The following is a 22,314-nucleotide window of genomic DNA, read 5'->3' as shown; positions in this document are numbered from 1 at the left end:
ATAATAATTATAACTAGTGATTTGGCGACTTATATCGTCATTTTTCAACAAATTCAGAAAATTGGGGTGGCATGCTTTGTTTAAACGTTTAGCTTTTTCTTTAGGTGCAGTTTTGCTCACAGGAACGTTAGCTGCATGCGGCGGGGGAAATAATAACGCTGCAGGTAACGAAGAAATCGACACACTGGTCATGGGTTTTATTCCTTCTCAGGATGCAGGGGAAATAGCTACTACTGCTGAGCCTCTGGAAGAGTTTCTTTCTGAAGAACTCGGAATCGAAGTTCAGGCAGAAGTTATGGTAGATTTCAGTGGTCTTATTGAAGCAATGAGAACACAGCAAGTTGATATCGGTTTCTTAAATCCATTTGGATTTGTTCAGGCAGAGAACCGTGCTGATGTGGAAGTAATTCTGAAATCGGTACGTCATGGGGAAGATTCCTATGTAGCGCAATACACGGTACCAGCAGATTCTCCAATTGAAAGTATTGAAGATTTACTGGAGGAAGAAGGACTTGTTTGGGCATACGCAGATGACCTTTCTACTTCAGGATTCCTGTTCCCGGCTAAGCAGTTAATTGATATGGGCGTTGATAATCTGGACAACCATTTTCAGAGATTCAGTGTCGGCGGTCACGATAACGCGATAATGCAGTTACTTGACGGGCAGGCAGATTTCGCTACAACATTTGACGATGCCCGGGATACACTCGCAGGCGAGTTTCCGGACATTTACGATGATCTCCGTGTTATCGGTTATACAGATCCAATTCCAAATGATACTATTTCAGTAAGAAGCGGAATGCCGGAAGATCTTAAACAAGAAATTGTAGATGCGTTCATGAGCTTAAATGATAACGAAGAAATGCTTGCAATCATGCACGAGATTTATACTTGGGATGGTATTGTTGAAGCAGAATCAGAAGATTACGATATTGTCAGAGAAGTTTTCGCTGAATTTGAAGACGACCTTGCCAACTAATTTCAGGTTATAAATAAATTATTAATGCACTGCTAATATGAAGAAGGTCTTTGTTGTCACTGAGAGTGCGTTTTTGCAGTGACAGCGAGCCCTTCTTTTTTCATAGAAAATTCTGATAAATACTGATGTTCATCCCGATTAGCTCAACTTACCATCAGTTGGGGATGGACAAAACCCTCACTGATTGAAGTTTCACTTTATGTGGAAGCCTTGTTGACTGGAGCGGCGAGATTATCAGCATGAAACGGGACCGTGCTGTCATGGCAGTACGGCGAAAAGATCAATATTTGTAATAGAACACTCAGGTCTTATAGAAAAGTTAACATTGGGAAGGTGAACAGCAGTGATTGAATTCAAGAATGTTTCCCTTACATACCCGAACGGGCATCAGGGATTAAAGAATATAAACTTAAAGCTTAATGAAGGTGAATTTGTGGTCATTGTTGGTATGTCCGGGGCCGGAAAATCGACCTTAATCCGAAGCATTAACCGCATGGTAACACCGACAGAGGGAGAGCTACTCCTTGGCGGGGAAAATATCCTTAAATTTAAAGAAAAACAGCTGAGAAAACTCCGTACTGAAGCGGGAATGATTTTTCAAAACTATAATCTCGTTAAGAGAATGTCCGTTTTGAGAAATGTTATGGCAGGCCGCCTTGGCCATACCGGGACTCTCCGTTCTATGCTCGGTTTATTCCCGCAGGAGGATCTGCAAATGGCAATGGATAACCTCGAGCGTGTGGGAATAAAAGAGAAAGCATATGTACGGGCAGACCAGCTGAGTGGAGGACAGCAGCAGCGGGTTAGTATTGCCCGTGTTTTGACACAGCAGCCGAAAGTTATCTTAGCCGATGAGCCGGTTGCCAGCCTTGACCCTCCCACATCACATAAAGTAATGAAAGACCTTAAACGGGTAAGCCGTGAAGACAATTTAACAACCCTCGTTAACCTGCACTTTATTGATATGGCTCAGGAATATGCCGACCGTATTGTAGGGTTGCGCGATGGTGAAATTGTATTTGACGGACCGATTGATAAAGTAACTGATAAAACATTCGAAGAAATCTATGGCCGTCCGATCAAAGAAGAGGATCTTCTCGGAGGAGATGAGAGCTAATGGAAAAGCAGGAAAACAATCAACCTACAGAGCAAAAGAAATATCCTCTTACTCCAAAAGGCGTGAAGTGGTATATCGGGTCTGTAATAGCTGTGGTGATTGGCCTGTATTTTCTCGCTGCCTATCAGACAGAAGCCTTTCCTGACAGGGTGATTGACGGGCTGCCGATCATTTTTCTATTTGCAGTAGATGACTTATGGCCGCCTAACTGGAGCTATTTGCCCCGCGTAGCGATGGCGTTGCTGGAAACATGGAACATGGCTCTTTTCAGTACAACGCTTGCTGCATTAGTTGCTTTACCTGTAAGTTTTATAGCTTCAAGCAATATTAACAGAAATCCGCTTTTTTACCAGGGTGTGCGTAATTTTCTGAACCTGCTTAGAACGATCCCTGAAATTATCCTCGCTGTATTGTTTGTTGCGCTGGTAGGGATTGGTGCTGTTTCAGGTATTCTCGCTTTATTCGTCTTCTCTATAGGGATACTTGCAAAGCTGATAAGTGAAACTATTGAAGCGATCGATCCTGGACCTGTGGAAGCGGTAAGAGCTTCAGGGGGAAATGTCTTTCAGGTAATTACTTTTGGGATTATGCCACAGATTTTACCTCAGTTTGCATCTTATACTCTTTATGTTCTGGAGATAAATGTGAAAGCCTCTGTTGTGCTTGGTTTCGTTGGCGCCGGCGGTATTGGTATAATACTGCGCCAGCAGCTGAACACGTTCAACTATGCTAATGTGGCAACAATCATCCTCGTGACATTCGTAGCGATCTCAATCATTGACTTGATTAGTAATCGCGTAAGGGAGCGGTTAGAATAATGAGTGAAAAACCAAAAGTATCATTACGTATGGCAATGACGAAGAAACAAAAGACTTATTTTTATATCATCATGTTTATTCTCAGTGCGTTATATATAAACGCATTCTTTACCACTTCGTTCTCTGTTTCAGGATCTGCGGCCTCACCTCTGGAAACATTAAGGCGCATATTTATTGTCCCGATTACTAACATGGATTATATCGTCCAGTTTCCAGTATACATAGGCTATATGCTGGAGACTATCGCTATCGCATATGCTGGTGTGGCAGTGGCGACAATCCTGGCTATCCCTGTTGCGTTCCTTGCAGCACGTAATATATCGCATCGATTTTCATACATTGGAAAATCCATCTTAAACGCCATCCGAGCCATCCCGGAATTAATCTTCGCGATTATTTTCGTAGCTGCAGTTGGTATTGGACCGTATGCCGGTGTGCTTGCTATCAGTATTAACTCCATCGGGATGCTGGGGAAACTGTATGCTGAGGTAATCGAATCCATTGATAAAAGTAATATTGACGCAATAAAGGCGAGCGGCGGGAACAGAATTCAGGCAATGTGGTATGGTGTCCTGCCGCAGGTACTTCCGGAGTTCTCTTCTTACTCTATATACCGGTTCGAGATTGATGTACGTGCATCTACTGTTTTAGGTATTGTAGGAGCCGGTGGTATCGGTGCTCCGCTTATTCTGGCAACGTATCAGCGGAACTGGGAAGATGTAGGTATGATCTTAATCGTTGTCGTTGTATTCGTAAGTATCATTGATTTAATCAGTGGTAAAATCCGTAAGAAGTTAGTTTAATCTGCAATGCTGATAACCAGATGGGGGATCTGATGATTCTCCATCTGTATTTTTAACGGGAGGATTATGGTTATGGATGAGTATAAAGTAATTTACGAGGCAGCAAAGGAATGGGCATATGAAGCAGGGAGAAATCTGAAGGATGCGGTAACCAGGGAGCTGGAAGTAGAATATAAAACTTCAGCCGCTGATCTGGTAACAGAAAAGGATAAAGAAATTGAAGCGTTTTTCGCGGAGAAAATTAAAGAGTCTTTTCCTGGCCACTTTCTTTTAGGAGAAGAAGGGGCGGCTGGAGAGCAAGGAGATTATGAGCCGGAAAATGAAATCGTCTGGCTGGTTGACCCAATTGATGGAACAACAAATTTTGTACATACAAAGCGGAACTTTTGTGTCTCGGTCGGTATATTTGTACAAGGAAAGCCGGTAGCAGGTGTCATTTATGATCCAATGGCTGATGAAATGTTCCATGCTCTTGCTGGAGAGGGCGTTTATTTAAATGAAGAGAGAATCGATAAACAAATTAACGGACCTTCATCTGAACAGGCTTTAATCAGTATGAATCATTTATGGCTGACACCGAATGATTATCTGGAAGAACAGCCATTGCAGAAGATGGCCACTGAGATCAGGGGCTTCCGCTGTATAGGTTCCGCTGCATTAGAGATGGCCTATGTCGCTGTCGGCCGGTTTGATGGCGCAATTTTTGCCGGGCTCGGACCGTGGGATTTTGGAGCGGCTTATGTCCTGCTGAAAGAACAGGGAATGGAGCTGTCGACCCTAAGCGGTGAAGATATATATGTGTTTAAACATTCTTCTGTGCTGACAGCCCATAAGAACCTCCACAAAAAAGTTTGCGCTGAATACATCCGCCCGTTAATATCTAATTGACGTCCGGCGGTGCCCGCACAGGGCTGTCATAAGAAAAGCTGAATTATTGCACAGCAAAAAGGATGGGCGAATGCCCATCCTTTTCCTGCAGGTTAAGTTAGCGGCGTGGTCCGCCTTTACCTGGTCCAAAGTTATCGTGGTCGTCACCAGGGTCTTTTGCATCCCCAGGCTTGTACATATCTGCATCATTATCTGCTGCAGTACCGGTAGTTTTGCCCCGCATATCTTTTCTTCCGGACCCGCCTGCTGGTGGAGTTAAGTCCTCCTGATTTGTATCTGGTTTAGACAGAGTATCCGGTTTAGCTGTTTCTTTTACTGCCTCTGTGTCAGGTTCTTTCGTCTGTGTTTTTTCCATTTTCTGCTCCAGTTTAGCTAAGCGTCTGGAAGCAAAATCTCTTCCTCCCAGCCCGAATGCAAGTCCGAATGCAAGGGCGAGGGCTCCAAGAATGAGCATAAATGCTGAGTTTACTACAGTGTTGGCAATCTGAAGCTGGTCAACTGCCATGAATACTGTAAAGATAATAATGATATATTTTGCCAGGTTTCCGAAGAGCTTTGCCTCAGAGCGCTGGACAATCATGCTGGAAACAAATTTCTGTGCAAGGTTTGCCACATACAGCCCGATACCGAGCACGAGCAGTGCGCCAATTACCATTGGCAAGTATGCAAGTATCGCATTCACGATTCCTACAATGTTATGCAGGTTCACAAGCTGCAGTGCTTCAATTGTGAACAGTAATACAACAATAACCTGTGCAACATATCCTACAATATCAGCAGGTGTCAGAGTGTTCTCAGTTCTGGCTTTTGCACCAAGTCCGAGACTGCTGAAGAAGCTGTTTAAGCCAACATTCTTAAGCAGGCCGGAAACGATTTTTTTCACCCATTTACCGAGCCACACACCAGCTGCGATCAGCAGAACTGCTACAATGATATTTGGAATCATTGTCATAATCGAGTTAAGCATAGCGATTGCCGGTGCGGCGATACCCTGAAGTTCCAGCCGTTCAAGAGCTGCGATTACAACAGGAATGAGAATTAATACGAAGACAATCGTACCAATAATATTAGATAAAGTAGTGCCCTCCAGTGCTTTGCTTAATCCCATTCGCTCTGAAAGACGTTCAGCTCCTGCCTTCTTTAACAGGCTTACTACAATTCCTTTAACTAACCGGGCAACAACATAGCCAATAGCAAGTATCAGTGCAGCCCCAAGTATGTTAGGAATGAACCCAAAAATAGTGCTCAGTAAGGCGTTGAATGGCCCGACTGCTCCTCCGAGGTTAAGCATATTAAAGAAGATCATTATCACAAACAGGAATAAAATCCAGAAAACAATCTTGCTGATAATATCCTCGGAAGAATATTTTTTCGTATCAATATTCATCTTGTCAAAAAGGCGATCGTCCATGCTTGTTTTATTCAATGCTTTTTTCACTGCTTTAGCGATTCCTTTAGCAATAAGCCAGCCAATCAGCAGGACAATCAGTGCAATCAGTATTTCAGGCAGGAAGCCAAGATAGGCCATCCACTGGTCGAACACATTCTGCATATTAATTTCCTCCTTATTTTTTTGTTAGTTAATGAACGTAGAAAAATGCTGCGGCCATATTGCATAGTTACCACAACTTGTGAAAAGTCAAACTTGGGATGCAAGTAAGGAGTGGTGAACAAGTATCTCCGGTTATTTGCTGGTAAACGACTCCATGGTGGATATTTACTAGCAGTGCCAGTTTTTCGCCATCATGATTTAGGCGAGAGGATAAACAATAAAGGATGAGAAAGGTGAACTTAATTCCGCTTTTTTCGGAAGCTTTAAGAGGACAAACGGAGCGAGCAGCCCCGGATTATGACAACAGAGGCGATGAGACATGAACGTCGTTTATAACCTTGGAGAACGAAGGAGAAAGAAACAGTGGAAATTTGAGCGGAGTATGCTCCGTTCACTTTCTATTCACGAAATGAGAAATGATGCAGAGAGGACGTTCTTTTCCGGACAAATTGGAGAAACGGTCGGAACACTGTATCTAATGGATTTTTGCCTTGATATTGGAATAGACGCTTACCTGCTGGGCTCGGAGTATGCCCGCTTTGGCTATTTCGGGGAAACAGCAGAGCAAGCTGAAAAGCGGTGTGAAGAGGAACTGAATGCTCTTACAGGCCAGACGGCGAGCCAGTTTACAGCCTGGTATACCGGGGGAGAAAGAAGTATAGACGAACACAGGAAAAAAAGCTCCGCTTTTATTAAAAAATGGTGGAAAAAAGGCTTTACAGAGGGAGAAAAAAAGTATCGGTTAAGACTCCATTAGCAGTCATAATACAAACCTCGTCCCATATAAATAGGAAAGGGAGAATAAGGAGGGACGAGGGTAATGGGGAGTATAAATTTATGGAAGCTCTTTGCCGTGGCTCTTGGTATCGGCTTACTAATTATATTTATTGAACATCAGTTTTCGAGCAGAGATTCCACTGGCTGGCATCTGCCTCTTTCCGGAAAAGTGATTGTGCTTGACCCAGGCCATGGAGGAATTGACGGCGGGGCTACTTCTAAAGCTGGAGACCTCGAGAAAGATATTTCCCTTCAGATCAGCCTGAAGCTCAGGGACTATCTTCAGGAATCCGGAGCCTTGGTGTTGATGACAAGGGAAGGAGACCATGATTTAGCTGCAGAAGGCACAAAGCGGGTAAGGTCGAGAAAGGTAGAGGATTTAAGAAGGAGAGTTGCTTTTATAAATGAATCTGGTTCAGATCTTTTTATAAGTATCCATCTGAACGCAATCCCTTCTCCTAAGTGGCGGGGAGCACAGACTTTTTATAACCGTACTGTAGAGGGAAATGAAATTCTGGCAAAGCATATACAGGGAGAAATAATCAGAAACCTGGAAAACACCACAAGGGAAGCCAAGCCGATAAACAGTGTTTACTTATTACAGCAGGCTTCCGTCCCGGGTGCTCTTGTAGAGGTGGGCTTCCTGTCTAATCCAACTGAGGCTGAGCTTTTGAAGTCTGAAGATTATCAGCAGCAAGTCGCTGCTTCTATTTACGAAGGAATCATGCGCTATATGGTTGAAGATCCCTTGCCCGATGCTGGGTGAGGTTTTTTATTTAAAGGCCCAGGGGAATTTGTTATAACAGAAGCTGAGGCAATGCCAGAGGTAAAGAAAACACTGCGAAATCGAACGGAGTGATGATTAAGCAGATGTTGCGCTTATGCCCGTGGTGCAAGCGAGCGTCCTTTATCGAAAATCCATAGCAATATACTATAACAAAGCACCATCCTTTACGTTGGAACCGGCAGCCACTAAAATTAAAAGTATAGAAACGGATACTTGGTTCTGTGTGATTTATATCATCATAAACACAGGGGATAGTATGTTATACTAGGTTTGACGTGAGAACGTATACATGGATATGCAAAGGACGGTGCTAAAATGATAACAGAAGAACAGGTGCTTAACGCCCTTAAAGATGTAAATGAACCTCATTTGAAGAAGAGCCTTGTTGAGATTAATGCAGTAAAAGAGCTGAAGATCAAAAATGATATGGTCAGCTTAAAATTAGCAATTGCCCAGCCTGGAACAGCAGAACAGATGCAGCTTCAGCAGAACGTGGTTAACGCAGTAAAAGGTGCAGGAGCTGAATCTGTAGGTCTTCGTTTTGAAAAAATGTCTGACGAAGAACTGGAGAAACATGGCGGACAAGCTGAGGAAGAAGAAGGCGGTTCTCTCCTTAACAACAAAAAAACAACCTTTATTGCAGTTACAAGTGGTAAAGGCGGCGTAGGTAAATCAACAGTATCAGTTAACCTGGCTGTATCTCTTGCCCGTAAAGGCAAAAAAGTTGGTATCATTGATGCCGACATCTATGGTTTCAGTGTTCCGGACATGATGGGCATCGAAGAAAGACCTAAAGTGGTAGGGCAGAAAATATACCCTGTCACACGCTTCGGCGTCCAGGTAATCTCTATGGGATTCTTCGTGGAAGACAACTCCCCAATTATCTGGAGAGGGCCAATGCTTGGAAAAATGCTTAACAACTTCTTCTCTGAAGTTGAATGGGATGACCTTGATTATCTAGTGCTTGATCTTCCTCCGGGAACAGGAGACGTGGCATTAGATATCCATTCCATGCTTCCTGAATCTAAAGAGATCATCGTAACAACACCGCATGCAACAGCTGCTTTTGTTGCAGCCCGGGCAGGTGCCATGGCAATCAAAACAGACCATGAAATCCTTGGTGTTGTGGAAAACATGGCTTATTTTGAAAGTAAAGTAACTGGCGAGAAAGAATATGTATTCGGAAAAGGCGGCGGAGAAAAGCTTGCAGATGAACTTCGTACGGAAGTATTGGCTCAGATTCCACTTGGCCAGCCGGAAATTGATGAAGATAATTTCGCTCCATCTATTTATGATCAGGAACATAAAATTGGAGAGATTTATTCCGATATTGCTGACAAAGTAATCGGCAAACTGGAAAATTAAATAAGGTTATTACTCAGCGCTTCCTTCTACGGGGAAGCGCTGTTTTTGCAGCAAAAAAAAGCCTGGCACCGATTTATGCTGCCAGGCTTTTCAAGAGTTTATTTAGCTGCCGCCCCCGCCCTCGCCGCCGGAACCACCGCCTGATTCGCCGCCTTCTGACTGTGTCTCTTTTTCCTCTTCTTTTTTCTTCATTTGCTCTTCAGCGACTTTTCCCATTATTTCATTTAAACGGGAAATGAAATAAGGGCTTTCAAACGCTTCTGTCATAACGGTCATCACCTGCTGGCGGTAAGCTTTACTCTGCATAAGCTCCAGATATTCTTCTTCCATTTCAGGATCCTGAAGAATGGTAATCATCATACTTTGATATTCAGGGTCTTTCATTAAATTCTTTATAATTTTTTCATTTTCCTGCTGAATACTCTCGGCGAAGGATTTTGCAAATTCAGGGTCCTTCATGACGGTAGTCCAGTACTCCTTGCCGGCGTCCGAGGTCAAAGTAGACGTGACAGTATCCCTGACAAAATCCTGTTCCATGACAAGAGCTCCTTTGATTTCTTCATCTTCTAGAGCTTCTTTAATGGCCTGTTTTCCTTCATCGGTTTTCAGCATATCTACCATCATTTTCTTCGTGTTTTCATAATCGGGCTGTGAATTGCTCTGCCCCTCTGCAGCAGCACAGCCGGTAGCCAAAATCATGAGTATAAGGCTGGTAAACAAAAGGAATATTTTTAAATTATGCCACTTACACACAGGATGCAGTCCCCTTTCAGTTTCAATTGCCCGTGTTTATAATATGAGTTATTAACCCTGAATTTATGCGGGATTAAATATGGCAGTGCAGTGACAAATTCAAGAAAAAACTAGCGGAAGGAAGCTTTATTTTGTTAGAATAAAGGATGGTATGTACTGATTTTACAGGAGGAAACATAGTGAATACACGAAAAGTAGTTTTTTTATTTTATACAACATTTCTGATTGGGACAATTGCCGGGTCGCTTATGGGTTTTGTTCTCGACTGGCGTACACATCTTAATGACCTTATGAACGTCCAGTTCGGGGGCATTGCGATGGTGGTTATTACTGCCTCTATATGGACAGTTATTGCCCAAATGGGTTTCTTTGCATATTTAACAATACATCGTTTCGGCCTCGGGATCTTTAAATCAGTAAAGCTCTGGAGCAGAGTACAGATAGTCCTTATCGGGTTTGCGTTATTTGATTTAATGTTCTTCAGGCATATGGCTTTTGCTGAAGAAGGACAAGGCATGCTAGGGTTTGCGGTGATGCCTCTGTTACTGCTCGGTTACGGGCTCATCGTGGCTTACTTCAAAAGTAAGGACACACACTGGCTTGCGTTTATACCTACTTTATTCTTTATTGTTGTGGTTACAATGGTTGAATGGATCCCGGCTCTAAGAGAAAATGATATGACATTTCTGCTTACATCCATTGTCCCTCTTTTAGTTGCCAACACATGGCAGGTTCTTGTGCTTCATCGACTACATGAACCGGAGAGTAAGCCTGCGGAAGAAAAAGGACAGAAAAAAGGAAAAACAACAAAAAACAAATCTGCTAACCACAAAAAAGCTCAGCCATCAACATGATGGCTGGCTTTTCTATTTTATCCCAATGCTAACATCCGATGGGTGCAACTAACAATCACCGGGGGGGGAACAAAAAACCCACTGATGAAGTTTCATTTTATTTCCTCAGCCTCAGCCTCGGCTCCAGAGATGAGCTGTGAAACAGTTGCGAACTGAAAACCATCACTTTCAAGAACTTTAATTATTTCCGGAAGAGCTTTGTTCGTCTGCTTTGCTGAATCAGAGGCGTGCAGTAAAATTATATCACCGCTGGCGGTATTCGAAGTTACATTTTCAATAATTTTTTCCACGCCAGGGTTTTGCCAGTCTTCAGAGTTAATACTCCAATGGATTACATCGTAGTTTAGCGTTTCTGCAATTTTGAGTACCCTTTCATCGAAACTTCCGTTCGGAGGCCTTAAATACTTTGGTGCCTCCTGGGTAACTTCCTCAATAATCCTGTGGGCTGTCTGAATATCACTTTTTATTTTATCTTCTTCCCAGCTTGTATAATGTTCATGTCTGAATCCATGATTCCCGATTTCATGGCCGTCCTCAAGGATCCGTTCTATAATTTCCGGGTGCCGTTCTGCCCAGGAAGCAGACACGAAAAAAGTTGTCTCACTAATGTTATGCTCCTTTAATGTGTCCAGGATGGGCACTGCTTTTTCTTCTCCCCAGCTAATATTAAAAGTTAACGCCACCTTTTTTTCTTCTGTTTCTGCTTTATAAATTGCCACAGGCTTGTCTCCAGTTGAAAATACAGCAAGCTCCGGTGATTCAACATACAGGATTCCGGCTGTGAAAAAGGCTGCAATCGCAACGATCATGAATCTTTTCAACGTCTTTGCGTGCCAAACCCAGATGAAATTCATCCCATTTCCCCCCTGTCTTATCTTTAGTTACATGTCTATTCCTTGGACAGGCAGTTATGAATAAAATACATAAAAAAAAGAAATAATTTTTATAACTACTAACGGAGGTGCTACCATGTTAGGGATGATGCTGACAAGTAAGGAATCACAGGAAATGGAATACTTACTAAAGCGGGAAATGGAAGAAATCTTACTGGACCTGTCAGATTCAAGGATTGAAGGAATTGTAAAAAGAGCGATGGAGGAAAGATACCAGATTATCTTTAATTTATATAAACGTTTTACACCGCGGGAAGAATACATGAAGTACGTTAGAAGCAGACAATACTCGGAAAAGTACAAAAGGTTTTCATCAACAGATTGACAGTAACTCTGTATTACTGATATATTAATTTTGCTCCTATGCCGTACGTCTGTCTGAGAAAAAAATCAGGGGTTTATTAAGAAAAAAGTATAGAAAAAGTCTTGCATTTGATCCGGTGATGATGTACAATACTTTATGTCTCATCATTAGATTATTCCACAGTAGCTCAGTGGTAGAGCAATCGGCTGTTAACCGATCGGTCGTAGGTTCGAGTCCTACCTGTGGAGCCATTGCTTCCTTAGCTCAGCAGGTAGAGCGCATCCATGGTAAGGATGAGGTCAGCGGTTCAAGCCCGCTAGGAAGCTCCATGAAGAGGCCCGTTGGTCAAGTGGTTAAGACACCGCCCTTTCACGGCGGTAACACGGGTTCGAATCCCGTACGGGTCACCATTTTTTTTTGCCTTTTTTCCTAAAATAGACAAGAATTAAATAAACGTTTGTTTAAAACAGCTGCTCATTAAATTTAGAAGCAGTCTGCAGATTGTTGGGCTATAGCCAAGCGGTAAGGCACCGGATTTTGATTCCGTGATTCGCAGGTTCGAATCCTGCTAGCCCAGCCATTTTTCTCTTATTCCTGTTTAAAATAAGAAATGCCGGGTATAAGCAGAAGAGTGAACAAACGAAGCGAAGTGAAGCATCGTCAGTAATCAGGAAGCTTCATGAATAATCATCGTGGAATTAACTGCGAGCCATTAGCTAGGAGCATTTGCTTCACCGAAATACTGCGACTTGTCTCGACGTATATACTGCATAGTGAAGCTGGCAGAGGAAGAGACACAGTTACGAGCATTTACTTCTCAGCCAATGCATCGAGTTGTTTCGACGGATCTACTTCGAAGCAAAGCTGGAAGAGGAAGAAACAGGTGAGACTGCGGAGCAAAACGTCGTCCGTAAGCTTCATGAATAATCATCGTGGAATTAACTGCGAGCCATTAGCTCAGTTGGTAGAGCATCTGACTTTTAATCAGAGGGTCGAAGGTTCGAGTCCTTCATGGCTCACCATTTTCTTTTTAAGAAACAAGCTCCGGCATAACATCATTGAAAAATCTACGGGGCCTTAGCTCAGCTGGGAGAGCGCCTGCCTTGCACGCAGGAGGTCAGCGGTTCGATCCCGCTAGGCTCCACCATACATAGGAAACTTCACCTTGGATGAAACAACGTCCAGGGTTTTTTATTTGTGTTAATAAAAAGTGTAATTAATTATACATAGTTGAACCCGAACGCTGACCAATTTTTCAGATGGAGGATGAGTGAGCAGCTCAACGTGGCACCGTTGAACCCGGTCCCGAAGTGCAAGGTTGAGGGAGTGAGGAAACGGGAGTCCCCTAACAAAACGTGGTCCAACACAGATACAGATCCAACCCACCCGTTCTGACACCTAAAAAAGGCAAAAAAAACAGCCGTGTTTAAAACGACTCGGTTTTTTAAATAGTTATGCATTTTTCTTATAAAGGATTGTTTGATAACGGTTTAGGAGTCCGTCCAGATAGGTACTCACCTTAACTACTTCCTCTGATGTTCTCGTTTTTTCATACGAGAGCCGATGCATTTTATCTCTGGCCGTTTCAATTTCCTTTAGTAAACGTTCTTGGGATGACTTTTCCATGAGTACCTCCTTAATGATAAAACAAATTTATTTAAAGACCTTTTACCCCGAAAAAATAATGATAAAACATGTTTTTTTAGAGATTTTTATTTTTTCCACTAATTAACATGATAAAATTAATTCTGAAACGAAACCTTTAGCAGGTTGTTGCCGTATAGGAGATAACCGCAATGTCGCGGAGGTATATAAATGGACGCAACAGTTAAAAAGATTATAATAGAAGTTAAAAAAGGTAACCAGCAGGCTTTTGCTGAGCTTGTTGAATTATACAAGGACAAGGTCTTTCAGGTTGCTTACCGAATGCTTGGGAATGTGCACGAAGCACAGGATATATCTCAGGAGGCGTTTCTAAGAGCGTATACTAACATTGAATCCTACGATATTAACCGGAAATTCTCCACCTGGATTTTCCGCATTGCAACGAATCTGGCGATAGACCGGATTCGTAAGAAGAAACCAGACTTTCATCTGGAGGACCAGGTAGCGGGAACAGAGGATCTTGATTATTATTCACAAATACCAGGAGATGACGAGCTCCCTGAAGATGTGGTTGTACAGCATGAAATGCAGGAATGGATTCAGGATGAAATTATGATGCTTCCGCCAAAGTACCGATCTGCTATTATTTTGAAATACATGGAAGATCTTTCACTCAAAGAAATAGGGGAAGTCTTAAATTTGCCAGTAGCCACCGTTAAAACAAGAATACACCGTGGCAGGGAAGCTCTGAGAAAACGACTGCGTGATTAAGCCTGGGAAAGGAGAGCGGCTTATGGCTTGTAATAAGGAAAAACATCAGCTGATCCATAAATATATGGATGAAGACATTACTTTGCTTGAAAAAAAGGAGCTGGAAGCCCACCTTGTTAAGTGTGATATATGTCATGGACATTTGAGGGAACTAAGAAAAACTGTAGCGATTATTCAAAGTGCCTCACATATAGAAGCCCCTGCTGATTTTACGGCCCAGGTGATGGCCGGGCTGCCGAAGGAAACGCAGAAAAACAAGTGGAAAACATGGGTGAGAAGGCATCCTCTGATCATAACAGCAGCAACTTTCTTTCTTGTATTTATTTTAAGTATTTCCTCCATATGGAATGATGGCGATGGAGAAATTACTGTAGCAGGAGAGGGACAGTTTTATGTGGACCAGGAGCGGGGAGTAGTGGTTGTACCGGAAGGAGAGACCATTTCGGGAGACCTTCTCGTACGCAATGGAAATATTGAAGTAGAGGGAGAAGTACTTGGCAGTATTACAGTAATCAATGGAGAACAGTACTTAGCTTCAGCTGGCCATGTAGCAGGTGAAATTGAAGAAATCAACAGGGTGTTCGACTGGTTATGGTACCGGACTAAGGCCTTCTTTGCTGATGTAATGAGTTTTATGAATAGCAGCGATGAATAATGAGCGGTCAGGAAATGTTAACCGGAATTAAGCCAGCTGCATGAAATAATCGCTGACATATATTTCGTCGAACAGAAAAACAAAGCACATTGCTACCAGCAATGTGCTTTTTTAACACTGGAAGAATGTATAATATACTAGCAATGAAGCAGTCTCGGCCCAGAAGAAATTATAATCCTCGATTTTTAAGGCTTGGTTTGCAAATTTTATTTATAACCTTCCACGACAATGTCCAGCTCCACGGTCCGCCGAATCAATCACTCAAGGTATGAATTGGAGCTCATTCAGGAATTGAATTGAAGGATCGCAGTCACTGAACGTGCGAAAGCGGGTGATTCAGGAATTGAATCGAAGGATCGCAGTCACTGAACGTACGAAAGCCGCTCATTAAGGAATTGAAGGAACGCAGTCACTCAACGTACGAAAGCGGCTCATTAAGGAATTAAATTGAATCGGTTAAGTAATATTACAGTCTATCGTGCATATGCAGCAAGTGGCCATCAACGTTACCAATACACCATCATAATACACTCGCAGAGGAAGAGGCAGTGCCCCCCCCTGGACCTGCGGTTACTCGTCACATATATAGAGTTCCTTTCGTGTCAAGACGCTTGTGCTTTTTTAAACTTTAAGAAAGTATAAAATATGGCTGGGTTTTCTTTAGTTTGATAGCTCCATGAATAAGGTCTGATTTCAAAAATTTATGATATAATGTTAAAGTTAAAGAACTAAAGGATTAAGGCAGTAATACGATGGAGGCAGAGCCATGTTTGAAGAGCTAACTTTTCTTGAAATGCTGGTTATCGTCATCGACATTTTGTTGGTGGCTTATGTGATATATAAACTAATCATGGTAATCCGCGGGACACGTGCCGTGCAGCTCGTCAAAGGGATTACAGTGATATTGGCCGTGTGGTTTTTCAGCCGTTACTTAGGGCTGAATACCTTGCAATGGATTATGCAGCAGGCTGTTACATACGGTTTATTAGCGATAATTATTATTTTTCAGCCGGAACTTCGCCGTGCGCTTGAACAGCTTGGAAGAGGGCGGTTTTTCTCAAAGAGTACCGTTGCTGAAGAAGAAGAAGTTAAGAATTCAATTGAACATATAGTCAAGTCGGCTAACTATATGGGTAAAAGGCGTATTGGAGCGCTCATAACACTGGAAAGGGGTACTGGGCTGAATGACTATGTTGAAACAGGCATTCAGCTGAACGCAAAGCTTACTTCCGAATTACTTATTAATGTTTTCATCCCAAACACGCCGCTTCACGACGGGGCGGTAATTGTAAAAAATAACGAAATTATGGCAGCAGGCTGTTATCTGCCTCTGTCAGAGAACCCTTTTATTTCCAAGGAGCTTGGAACCCGTCACAGAGCTGCGTTAGGGGTCAGTGAAGTTACAGACTCTGTTACTTTAGTCGTTTCTGAGGAGACAGGAGGGATTTCCATTACTAAAAATGGAGAACTTCACCGAAACCTTGATGAAGATTCGCTCAGGACGTTACTGGAAAATGAGCTTCTGAAAAACGACACAGCAAATACCTCTTCACGCTGGCAATGGGGAGGGAAAAAGAATGGATAAATGGTTTAATAATACCTGGGTCATTAAAGGGATTTCCCTTTTAATAGCCGTCATGCTTTTTCTTATGGTGAATCTGGAAAACAGAGGGCCTCAGCCAGGAGGGATACCTGGAATTACGAACGGTTCAAGAGTTCTGGAAGAAGTACAGCTTAATATTTATTACGATGAAGATCAGTATGTAGTGACAGAAGCTCCGGAAAGTGTACAAGTAACGGTGAGAGGGCCGCAAAATGTGCTGACAATGCTGCAGATTGGACCTGAAGATTATGAAGTATACCTTGATCTTCGGGAGAGAGAAGCGGGGACACATTATGAAAGAGTGCGGCACCGGAACTTCCCGCCGGATTTATCAGTCTCCATTGTCCCAATGACTGTAAGGGTAACCATACAGGAAAAGCAGACAGTATCTCTTCCTGTAGAGATAGAATTAATAAACTCCGGTGAAATTGAAGAAGGATACAGCGCCGGCACACCTTCTGTACAGCCGTCCAATGTGGATATTACGGCCGCTCAGAGTGTGGTAGATCAAATTGCTGGAGTAAGGGCAGTGGTGGACTTAGCGGGCAGAGACGGAACTTTTCAGGAAACAGCAGGGGTGGAAGTTCTGGATGAAGCAGGCAATGTGATGGACCTGAATACTGACCCGCCGGCTGTTGAAGTAATGGTGCCAATAACAAGCCCAAATAAAGAAGTTCCTGTTCGAATAGAAAGAGAGGGGCAGCTTCCGGGAGGAATGGCAATAGAGTCAATTGTAACTGAACCTGAGGAAGTTACAATATTCGGGCCGGTAGATGTGATAAACGATATTTCTTTTATTGATGGTATTACACTTGATTTAAGTGAGGTATCAGAAAGCGGAACATACGAAGTGGAGGTCCCGGTACCACGGGGCGTTGAGAGTGTTAGTCCGGAAACAATAAATGTAATTGTGGAAGTGACAGAAGAAGATACCAGAGAGTTTTCTGATTTTCCAATAGAAGTGACAGGTATTGAGGAAAACGAAGGTTATGATTATGAGTTCATTATTCCTGAAAATGGGGTTGTAGATTTCCAGTTGTTTGGAAGCCCAAACGTACTGGGAAGGGTTAACCGGGAGGATCTGCAAATTTATGCAGACGCCGAAGGACTGGGTCCTGGAGAGCATACATTGCCTCTGCAATTCAGCGGACCACAGAATGTCCGAGTAAGTATAAACAGGAGCAGCGTCCGGATTGTTATTACAGAAACTGATGAAGTTTTTTCTCAAGGACTGGCAGACCCGGACGAAAACGAGGAAACCGTCGAAGAGAACGATAACGATGCGAACACAGAGGAAAACGAAGCTGGGAACGAGACTGAAAACGAGCCGGAGCCTGATGAGGAACCTGACGAAGAGCTGGATGAAGAGCCGGATGATGAGACAAACGGTAACGAAAACAACGAAAATTAATTCAGGAATTATTTATATATCGACCTTTGATAAACCTTAAGGAGAGATTCAAATGGGAAAGATTTTTGGAACAGATGGTGTAAGAGGAATAGCTAATAAAGAATTAACACCTGAACTGGCTTTTAAATTAGGCCGGTTTGGCGGTTATGTACTTACAAAGGAAACAGAAAAACCAAAAGTGCTGATCGGCAGGGACACCCGGGTTTCCGGCCATATGTTTGAAGGTGCTCTTGTAGCAGGGCTTTTATCCATCGGGGCGGAAGTGATGCGCCTCGGCGTTATCTCCACTCCGGGAGTTGCTTATTTAACCAAAGCACTAAGTGCGGATGCCGGTGTAATGATTTCAGCTTCCCATAATCCGGTTGAAGATAACGGTATTAAATTCTTCGGATCAGATGGCTTTAAGCTCCTTGACGATCAGGAAGAAGAGATAGAAAAACTGCTTCAGTCAGAAGATGATATGGAAGACGGGCTTCCCCGGCCTGTTGGAGGAGATATCGGCCAGGTAAACGATTATTTTGAAGGGGGACAAAAATACCTTCATTTCCTCAAACAGACAATAATTGGAGATTTGTCCGGACTGCATATTGCACTGGATTGCGCAAATGGATCAGCTTCTCCTTTAGCTGCTCACTTGTTTGCAGATCTGGAAGCAGATCAAATATCAACGATAGGCTCTTCCCCTAACGGAATTAACATTAACGAGGGGGTAGGCTCTACACATCCAGAAACTCTCGTAGAACTTGTCAAAGAAAAGGGAGCAGATATTGGACTCGCTTTCGATGGGGATGCTGACAGACTGATTGCTGTTGATGAACTTGGAAACATAGTTGACGGGGACCAGATCATGTATATTTGTGCAAAGTATATGAAAGAAAAAGGTGCTCTGAATAATAACACGGTCGTGTCGACCGTTATGAGTAACCTTGGTTTTTATAAAGCGTTAGAGAACATTCAGGTGGAAACAAAGCAGACAGCAGTTGGAGATCGTTATGTAATGGAGGAAATGAGAAAAGGGGATTATAATCTTGGCGGAGAGCAGTCAGGCCATATTATTTTCCTTGATTACGCCACTACAGGGGACGGTCTGCTGTCGGCAATCCAGCTTTGCAGCATTCTGAAGGCTTCTGGCAAGCCATTATCCGAGCTTGCTGCTGAGATGCCAAAATATCCGCAGAAGCTTGTTAACGTACGTGTTGCGGACAAGCATGCATTAACCTATAACGAGGTAATTGCAGATGAAATTAATGCTGTGGAAGCTGAAATGCAAGGCGAAGGGCGAATCCTCGTAAGGCCTTCTGGTACAGAACCTCTGGTCCGTGTAATGGCAGAAGCGCCTTCTGAAGAAATGTGCGATAAATATGTTCAAAAAATTGTGGATGTAGTAAAAAGAGAATTAGGAGCACTGGAGTAAACGGGAGGCCGGGATTTATTAGCCTTACCCGGGAAAAATAAAAGCACTGTTCCCTGTACAGGCTGCAAAGCCGGAACGAAAGTACTCTTTACTGTAATAAAAGGATGAATATGCATGAGCAGCACAGGTAGTGCCGTTCGTGCATATTTTATTATTGAGAAGCAGGGAGAAGGAATTGATTACGCCTGGCTTCCGAAAAAACACAGTTTAAAGGAGGTTTCAGCGGGTAAACAGTAGGCAGGCACCAAACTGCTGAAAAAACGTTGACCTTATTTCTGTTCGTGTAGTATGATTAGAAAGATTCTATACAGAAAAGGAGGACAGAGGAGTACGAGTAATAAGCAGAGGCTGAAAAGTGCAGGATTGATCTGCCTGAACTACAGAAGCTCTCTTATTAAATAAAGCGCCTGAACTATCCGTGCGGACGAAACGATGGATAGTTGACGAGGAGGAGGTTTATCGAGTTTTTCGGCGGATACCTCCCGGCTGTACGCCTCAGCCGCAAGCAGCTGACTAAAACGGAAAGGCGACTTTCCGAACAAAGGCAGTTGCGTGGGCATATAACAGATCTGTAACTATTATACTAATTGATGATAAAGAGTGGGGCAGGTAATGCCCCGGTATTATCCTGCCCTGCTTAAGGGAGGAAATGTTATTTATGTGCGGAATTGTAGGATATGTGGGAAGAGAAGATGCAAAAGAAATCCTTTTAAAAGGTCTTGAAAAGCTGGAATACAGAGGATATGACTCGGCTGGTATTGCGATAGCAAACGAAGAAGGCGTCCATGTTTATAAAGAAAAGGGCAGGATCGCAACTTTACGTAATGTAGTGGATGAAGACGAGCAGGCTTACGTCGGGATTGGACATACACGCTGGGCAACGCATGGTGCGCCAAGCCAGTTGAATGCTCACCCGCACCAGAGTGAAACGAAGCGTTATACAATCGTTCATAATGGAGTTATTGAAAATTACAGCAAGCTTCAGCGTGAATATTTATCTGAAGTGTCTCTTGAGAGTGAAACGGACACAGAGATTATCGTACAGCTGGTAGAGCGTTTTGCTAAGGAAGGAATGGATACCGAGGAAGCCTTCCGGAAAACTCTGAGTTTGCTTAAAGGATCATATGCCACTGCACTTCTTGATAAAGAAGACAAGGAAACCATTTATGTAGGGAAAAATAAAAGTCCTCTTCTCGTTGGGCTAAGTGACGGAGTAAATGTTGTAGCAAGTGATGCTATGGCAATGCTGCAGGTGACTAACGAATTTGTTGAACTAATGGACGAGGAAATCGTTATTGTTACTCGGGAGAAAGCAACCATCAAGAAACTCGATGGTGAAATAGTTTCCCGGGAGCCTTATACAGCTGAACTTGATGCAAGTGATATTGAAAAGGGGACATACCCTCATTTCATGCTCAAGGAAATCGATGAGCAGCCGTTTGTGATCCGTAATATCATCACAAAATACCAGGATGAAAATGATAACATCAAGCTCGACGAAGATATCCGCCAGGCTGTTAACGGCGCAGACCGTATTTATATTATTGCTGCAGGAACGAGCTATCACGCAGGGCTTGTTGGTAAGCAGATGATTGAACAGATCGCGCAAAAACCTGTTGAAACGCATATTGCCAGTGAATTTTTGTATAATATGCCGTTAATCAGCAAAAACCCACTCTTTATTTTTATTTCGCAAAGCGGGGAAACAGCAGACCTCCGCGGAGTATTAGTAAATGTCAAGAAAATGGGGCATAAAGCCCTCACAATAACAAACGTTCCAGGATCCACCCTTTCCCGTGAGGCTGATTACACACTGCACACGTATGGCGGACCTGAAATTGCCGTAGCTTCCACGAAAGCATATACTGCTCAGATGGCTGTATTAGCTATACTTGCAGTTGACGCTGCAAGAGCGGCGGGGATTGAAATTGACTTCGATCCGCTTCAGGAGCTGGCGATCGTTGCTAACGCCATGGAAACTTTAACAGACAAAAAAGAAGAAATGGAAAAAATCGCCCGTGACTACATGAGTGTTACCCGTAACTGTTTCTTCATCGGTCGGGCAATTGACTACTTCGTCTGCCTTGAAGGTGCTCTCAAGCTTAAAGAGATCTCTTATATTCAGGCGGAAGGGTTTGCCGGAGGAGAGCTTAAGCACGGGACTATCGCTCTTATTGAAGAAGGCACGCCTGTAGTAGGGCTAGCTACACAGGAACATGTCAATTACAGCATTCGAGGAAACATGAAAGAAGTAGTTGCCCGCGGAGCATCCCAGTGCATGATCAGCATGGAGGGTCTCGAGGAACATGATGACCAGCTAGTCATCCCTCGTGTACACGAATACCTTACTCCGCTTGTAAGTGTAATACCTCTCCAGATAATCTCTTACTATGCAGCGCTTCACCGTGATTGTGACGTAGATAAGCCAAGAAACCTGGCAAAGTCAGTTACTGTAGAGTAAGATAATTGCCTGTAAAAAATAGTTAACATACATGGAATCGAGACCCATACAGTCCGTATGGCGTCTCGATTTTTTAAATTTAGGAAGAATTGAGTAAGGCCATAGCAGCAAACAGTTAATGAAAGAGTAAAAGAAATATTCAGGCCGCAGAACTGGCTGATGAAGCAGGACTTGACGTTTTTGGGTTAGGAGAGCATCATCGTCTCGATTATGCTTCTTTTTCTCCTCCTGTGCTTTTGGCTGCTATTGCACAAGTAACGATGCAAATTAGATTAACGAGTGCCATAAGTGTTCTAAGTACCCTTGATCCTGTTCGTCTGTTTGAAGACTCTGCTACATTGGATTTAGTCTCAGAGGGTAGTCCTGAGCAAATTGTAGAGAAGATTCTCTCCAGCAGCATGAGCTCTTTGGACACCAGCGTTTCTTAGCTCAGTTGGATATTGGAGGCCAGCCATTTAAACATGCAGCAGAAAGTATTGAATTGTTAGCAACGGAGATTGCACC

21 protein-coding genes, 6 tRNA genes and 1 pseudogene are annotated in these 22,314 nt (G+C 43.2%); 24 read left to right on the top strand and 4 right to left on the bottom strand.

The window, feature by feature from the left end:
- Positions 1-76 precede the first annotated feature (76 nt).
- The 5 genes from BK582_RS04160 (at position 77) to BK582_RS04140 (ending at position 4,605) form a co-directional block, all read left to right on the top strand.
- Positions 77-979 (top strand): phosphate/phosphite/phosphonate ABC transporter substrate-binding protein, encoded by a 903-nt coding sequence (locus tag BK582_RS04160; protein WP_078593120.1) that lies wholly within the window; start codon positions 77-79, stop codon positions 977-979.
- A 343-nt stretch (positions 980-1,322) separates the two neighbouring features.
- Complete coding sequence (phnC, locus tag BK582_RS04155; RefSeq protein WP_078593119.1) at positions 1,323-2,096, top strand: phosphonate ABC transporter ATP-binding protein; 774 nt, start codon at positions 1,323-1,325, stop codon at positions 2,094-2,096.
- The gene (gene phnE, locus BK582_RS04150) at positions 2,096-2,914 is read left to right on the top strand and encodes a phosphonate ABC transporter, permease protein PhnE (protein WP_078593118.1); all 819 of its coding nucleotides are present in this window, start codon (positions 2,096-2,098) and stop codon (positions 2,912-2,914) included. Before phnC ends, phnE (BK582_RS04150) begins: the two co-directional genes overlap by 1 nt.
- Positions 2,914-3,717 carry a phosphonate ABC transporter, permease protein PhnE gene (gene phnE / locus BK582_RS04145; protein WP_078593117.1) on the top strand — a complete coding sequence of 268 codons (804 nt, stop codon included), beginning with the start codon at positions 2,914-2,916 and terminating at the stop codon, positions 3,715-3,717. The genes phnE (BK582_RS04150) and phnE (BK582_RS04145) overlap by 1 nt, the downstream gene beginning before the upstream one ends.
- A 72-nt stretch (positions 3,718-3,789) precedes the next feature.
- Positions 3,790-4,605 carry an inositol monophosphatase family protein gene (locus BK582_RS04140; protein ID WP_169910838.1) on the top strand — a complete coding sequence of 272 codons (816 nt, stop codon included), beginning with the start codon at positions 3,790-3,792 and terminating at the stop codon, positions 4,603-4,605.
- A gap of 97 nt (positions 4,606-4,702) precedes the next feature.
- Here the strand turns inward: BK582_RS04140 and BK582_RS04135 are convergent, their stop codons facing one another.
- Positions 4,703-6,157 carry a mechanosensitive ion channel gene (locus BK582_RS04135; protein WP_078593115.1) on the bottom strand — a complete coding sequence of 485 codons (1,455 nt, stop codon included), beginning with the start codon at positions 6,155-6,157 and terminating at the stop codon, positions 4,703-4,705.
- A gap of 319 nt (positions 6,158-6,476) precedes the next feature.
- Between BK582_RS04135 and BK582_RS04130 the strand changes: the two genes are divergently transcribed.
- From BK582_RS04130 to BK582_RS04120, 3 genes are all read left to right on the top strand, one after another.
- Positions 6,477-6,914: a DUF2521 family protein gene (locus tag BK582_RS04130; RefSeq protein ID WP_078593114.1), complete on the top strand. Its 438-nt coding sequence runs from the start codon at positions 6,477-6,479 to the stop codon at positions 6,912-6,914.
- 63 nt (positions 6,915-6,977) lie between these two features.
- Complete coding sequence (cwlD, locus tag BK582_RS04125) at positions 6,978-7,700, top strand: N-acetylmuramoyl-L-alanine amidase CwlD (protein WP_078593113.1); 723 nt, start codon at positions 6,978-6,980, stop codon at positions 7,698-7,700.
- 336 nt (positions 7,701-8,036) lie between these two features.
- Positions 8,037-9,086 carry an Mrp/NBP35 family ATP-binding protein gene (locus BK582_RS04120; RefSeq protein WP_078593112.1) on the top strand — a complete coding sequence of 350 codons (1,050 nt, stop codon included), beginning with the start codon at positions 8,037-8,039 and terminating at the stop codon, positions 9,084-9,086.
- 102 nt (positions 9,087-9,188) lie between these two features.
- Here the strand turns inward: BK582_RS04120 and gerD are convergent, their stop codons facing one another.
- A complete protein-coding gene (gene gerD, locus BK582_RS04115) occupies positions 9,189-9,839 on the bottom strand; it encodes a spore germination lipoprotein GerD (RefSeq protein ID WP_331249172.1) in 651 nt (216 codons plus the stop codon).
- A 179-nt stretch (positions 9,840-10,018) separates the two neighbouring features.
- Between gerD and BK582_RS04110 the strand changes: the two genes are divergently transcribed.
- Positions 10,019-10,693, top strand: coding sequence for a KinB-signaling pathway activation protein (locus tag BK582_RS04110; protein WP_078593111.1), 675 nt, complete (start codon positions 10,019-10,021; stop codon positions 10,691-10,693).
- A gap of 92 nt (positions 10,694-10,785) precedes the next feature.
- Here the strand turns inward: BK582_RS04110 and pdaB are convergent, their stop codons facing one another.
- Complete coding sequence (pdaB, locus tag BK582_RS04105) at positions 10,786-11,547, bottom strand: polysaccharide deacetylase family sporulation protein PdaB (protein ID WP_078593110.1); 762 nt, start codon at positions 11,545-11,547, stop codon at positions 10,786-10,788.
- Positions 11,548-11,662: 115 nt separating this feature from the next.
- Between pdaB and BK582_RS04100 the strand changes: the two genes are divergently transcribed.
- The 7 genes from BK582_RS04100 to BK582_RS04070 all read left to right on the top strand — a co-directional run bounded on the left by BK582_RS04100 (position 11,663) and on the right by BK582_RS04070 (position 13,037).
- Positions 11,663-11,911, top strand: a complete 249-nt coding sequence (locus BK582_RS04100) for a hypothetical protein (protein WP_078593109.1) — start codon at positions 11,663-11,665, stop codon at positions 11,909-11,911.
- A gap of 155 nt (positions 11,912-12,066) precedes the next feature.
- A tRNA-Asn gene (locus tag BK582_RS04095) sits at positions 12,067-12,141 on the top strand.
- Positions 12,142-12,143: 2 nt separating this feature from the next.
- A tRNA-Thr gene (locus BK582_RS04090) sits at positions 12,144-12,219 on the top strand.
- Positions 12,220-12,225: 6 nt separating this feature from the next.
- Positions 12,226-12,300, top strand: a tRNA-Glu gene (locus BK582_RS04085).
- A 95-nt stretch (positions 12,301-12,395) separates the two neighbouring features.
- A tRNA-Gln gene (locus tag BK582_RS04080) sits at positions 12,396-12,470 on the top strand.
- A gap of 366 nt (positions 12,471-12,836) precedes the next feature.
- Positions 12,837-12,912 (top strand) — tRNA-Lys (locus BK582_RS04075).
- A 49-nt stretch (positions 12,913-12,961) separates the two neighbouring features.
- Positions 12,962-13,037: transfer RNA gene (locus BK582_RS04070), tRNA-Ala, on the top strand.
- 305 nt (positions 13,038-13,342) lie between these two features.
- Here the strand turns inward: BK582_RS04070 and BK582_RS04065 are convergent.
- Entirely contained in the window at positions 13,343-13,516 is a 174-nt protein-coding gene (locus tag BK582_RS04065) for an aspartyl-phosphate phosphatase Spo0E family protein (RefSeq protein ID WP_078593108.1), read from the bottom strand.
- A gap of 189 nt (positions 13,517-13,705) precedes the next feature.
- Between BK582_RS04065 and sigW the strand changes: the two genes are divergently transcribed.
- The 8 genes and pseudogenes from sigW to BK582_RS28280 form a co-directional block, all read left to right on the top strand.
- Entirely contained in the window at positions 13,706-14,266 is a 561-nt protein-coding gene (sigW, locus tag BK582_RS04060) for an RNA polymerase sigma factor SigW (protein WP_078593107.1), read from the top strand.
- A gap of 22 nt (positions 14,267-14,288) precedes the next feature.
- A complete protein-coding gene (locus tag BK582_RS04055) occupies positions 14,289-14,921 on the top strand; it encodes an anti-sigma factor family protein (protein WP_078593106.1) in 633 nt (210 codons plus the stop codon).
- A 766-nt stretch (positions 14,922-15,687) separates the two neighbouring features.
- Positions 15,688-16,506, top strand: coding sequence for a diadenylate cyclase CdaA (gene cdaA, locus BK582_RS04050; protein ID WP_078593105.1), 819 nt, complete (start codon positions 15,688-15,690; stop codon positions 16,504-16,506).
- Positions 16,499-17,935 carry a CdaR family protein gene (locus BK582_RS04045; protein ID WP_177344631.1) on the top strand — a complete coding sequence of 479 codons (1,437 nt, stop codon included), beginning with the start codon at positions 16,499-16,501 and terminating at the stop codon, positions 17,933-17,935. The genes cdaA and BK582_RS04045 overlap by 8 nt, the downstream gene beginning before the upstream one ends.
- Positions 17,936-17,987: 52 nt before the next feature.
- Positions 17,988-19,349, top strand: coding sequence for a phosphoglucosamine mutase (gene glmM / locus BK582_RS04040; RefSeq protein ID WP_078593104.1), 1,362 nt, complete (start codon positions 17,988-17,990; stop codon positions 19,347-19,349).
- Positions 19,350-19,463: 114 nt separating this feature from the next.
- Entirely contained in the window at positions 19,464-19,586 is a 123-nt protein-coding gene (locus BK582_RS28005) for a hypothetical protein (protein ID WP_276328189.1), read from the top strand.
- 421 nt (positions 19,587-20,007) lie between these two features.
- Positions 20,008-21,810: a glutamine--fructose-6-phosphate transaminase (isomerizing) gene (glmS, locus tag BK582_RS04035; RefSeq protein WP_078593103.1), complete on the top strand. Its 1,803-nt coding sequence runs from the start codon at positions 20,008-20,010 to the stop codon at positions 21,808-21,810.
- A gap of 137 nt (positions 21,811-21,947) precedes the next feature.
- Positions 21,948-22,184 (top strand): annotated as a pseudogene (locus tag BK582_RS28280) (LLM class flavin-dependent oxidoreductase); the annotation flags it as partial.
- Positions 22,185-22,314: the final 130 nt, after the last annotated feature.

Origin of the sequence: Evansella clarkii, from assembly GCF_002019695.1 — a bacterium.
In the GTDB taxonomy this organism is placed as follows: domain Bacteria; phylum Bacillota; class Bacilli; order Bacillales; family Salisediminibacteriaceae; genus Evansella; species Evansella clarkii.
The sequence above is the reverse complement of the archived record's forward strand: the minus strand, read 5'-3'. Positions and strand labels throughout refer to the sequence as shown.